We start from the raw sequence: 2,297 nt of genomic DNA on the forward strand, positions 1-2,297 counted from the left end.
TACGACGAGTGGCAGAGGGTCGCCGAGACCTTCATCCGCGAAGGCCTGGAGGACGGGTCGATCACCACCACCGAACTGAGCCCCGGAGAGCTGGCCGAGCTGGTGAACGAGGCCTTCGTCGGCGCGCAGGTGCTGGCCGGCATGCGGGACGGCTGGCGGTCGCTGCCCGAGCGCGTAGGGCGTGTCCGGCCGATGCTCCTGTCCATACTCGTGCCGCCGTCTGCGGGTTGAGGCTCCGCGGGCGCATCATGGACGCAGCGACTGTTCCGGCCGAACTCGCGCACAAAGCCGACCACCGCAACATGTGGCTGACGGGGACCGAGCGACGCGACGCGGACTCCATCGTGTTCGGCTTCCGCATCCCCGACTCCGTGCAGCCCGGGCTCGCGGAGTACGTGGAGGTGCAGCGGCAGGCGACTCACGCGTTCGCCCACCTGGAGCTGGAGGTGCCGCTCGGCAGCCGGGCGATGCTGTCGACCGCAGAACTGCTGCTCGACGAGGCCGATGGTCGAGGCGCACTGCCGCGCGCCGGCCTGGTCGAGGTGCGGGCGAACATCGATGGCCGTGCGGCTCGTGGCGTCGCCGACATCGATGTCGGCATCCGCTTCTTCGCGGCGATCGGATCGGCAACGGGTGGCGATGTCGGCGGTGCGAGCGTCGGCGGACTCCCGGTCGAGCAGAGCGGGGCGGGCCGGATCGGTGCGGAGCAGAACGGCGCGGGCCGGATCGGCACGAGCAGGATCGGCACGGGCAGGATCACCGGGAAGTATCTCCCGCAGCGCCTGTACGACCGCATCCGGGCTTCGGCTGCCAGAGGGGGCCCGGCCGGTGACCGCCCGGCCAGCGACCGCCCGGTCGTCGAACCGGTGGCGGGCCGGGTGACCGAGGAGCTCACGGTCGACGTCGGGAACCCGATCCTGGGCGATCACGAGACCGATCACATCAGCGGTATGGTGGTCGTCTGCGCCGCCGAGCGCCTGGCTGAGCAGCACCTCCCGGAGCGCAGATTACGGGGGCTCGTGACGCGATTTCTCAGCTTCATCGAGAAGTCGGAACCGGCGCAGGTCGAGCTGCAGGAGATCGGCGACCGGCTCCTGGTGACGGTGGTGCAGCGGGGCGCCCCGTGCGCGCAGGTCGAAGGAACGCTCGATGAGGGACGGCGCCCAGAGCGCCGAGAGCGCCCAGAGCGCCGAGAGCGCCCAGAGCGCCGAGAGCGCCCAGAGCGCCCAGAGCGCCCAGAGCGCCGAGAGCGCGAAGAGCGCCGAGAAGAGTACGGAGAGGAATCACGATGAGCGAGTTCACGACCGAGGTCAAGGCGGAGGAGCAGCCGATGCGACTGGCGGTGGTGACCGGTGCCACGGGCGGGATCGGCTCGGCCGTCTGCGCTGCGCTGAGCGAGTCCGGTCACGCCGTGCTCGCGCACTACGGCACCCGCACCGAGAAGGCCCGCCAGCTGCAGCGGAGCATCAAGTCCCGCGGCGGTCGCTGCCACCTCGTCTCCTCCGACCTCGGCACCCCCGACGGAGTCGACGCTGTCGCGGAGTGCGTGCGCGAGCTCCTGGACCAGTACCCGCAGTACCGCCTGCGGGTACTGGTGAACAACGCCGCGAAGCTGCTCAGCCCCTCGTTCGCCGATACCGCGGTCTCCGACTTCGACAGCTACTTCGCGATCAACGCCCGGGCGCCGTTCTTCTTGTCGCAGCGGCTGGTGGAGCTGATGCCCGACGGCGGCTCGGTGGTGAACCTCTCCTCGGCGTCGGCCCACTTCTCCAGCCCGGGCGACATCACCTACGCGATGAGCAAGGCCGCAGTGGAGTCCCTCACGAAGAACATGGCCGAGGCCGTCGCGCCGCGGGGCATCCGGGTGAACGCGGTGATCCCCGGCTTCACCGACAACGGCCACCCGGGGTTCGGGAAACCGGCCGTGGTGGAGTACATGTCGTCGTTCTCGGTGCTGGGCGGCGTCTCGCAGCCGGAGACGGTCGCGGCGGCCGTCGCGTTTCTCGCCTCGGACGCCGCGGCGCGCACCACGGGCGCGCTGTTCGACGTGACCGGCGGCAGCATTCTCGGTGCACGGGGGTCCCGCAGCCACTCCGTGAAGGATCTCCTTTAGTCGAACGCAGGGGATCCTCCCTGGCCATTCGACTATGACTGCTGGATGACGTGTGGAAGAATCTCACTCACGGCCGAGATTCGGCCGCGGGAAGCTGAGGGAGAGCGCCGGTGAACCGAGTTGGCGAAGTGCGTCGGAAGCAGCAGCGTGGGATCAGGACTCGGACGGCTCTGCTCGAGGCGGC

3 protein-coding genes are annotated in these 2,297 nt (G+C 69.9%); all 3 read left to right on the top strand.

The window, feature by feature from the left end; all coding sequences use genetic code 11:
* Positions 1–231: hypothetical protein (locus AMS65_RS19740; RefSeq protein WP_162231740.1), on the top strand; the 231-nt coding region annotated here is incomplete at its 5' end.
* 17 nt (positions 232–248) lie between these two features.
* A complete protein-coding gene (locus AMS65_RS20010; protein ID WP_053382221.1) occupies positions 249–1,292 on the top strand; it encodes a hotdog family protein in 1,044 nt (347 codons plus the stop codon).
* On the top strand, positions 1,289–2,113 hold the full coding sequence (locus AMS65_RS00375) for an SDR family NAD(P)-dependent oxidoreductase (protein ID WP_053382222.1): 825 nt from the start codon (positions 1,289–1,291) through the stop codon (positions 2,111–2,113). The genes AMS65_RS20010 and AMS65_RS00375 overlap by 4 nt, the downstream gene beginning before the upstream one ends.
* Positions 2,114–2,297: the final 184 nt, after the last annotated feature.

The organism is Leucobacter celer subsp. astrifaciens, assembly GCF_001273835.1.
Lineage (GTDB): Bacteria > Actinomycetota > Actinomycetes > Actinomycetales > Microbacteriaceae > Leucobacter > Leucobacter celer.

Coding starts and splice junctions, on each gene's coding strand:
- AMS65_RS00375 (WP_053382222.1), top strand. CDS start 1,289: ATGAGCGAGTTCACGACCGAGGTCAAGGCGGAGGAGCAGCCGATGCGA.
- AMS65_RS20010 (WP_053382221.1), top strand. CDS start 249: ATGGACGCAGCGACTGTTCCGGCCGAACTCGCGCACAAAGCCGACCAC.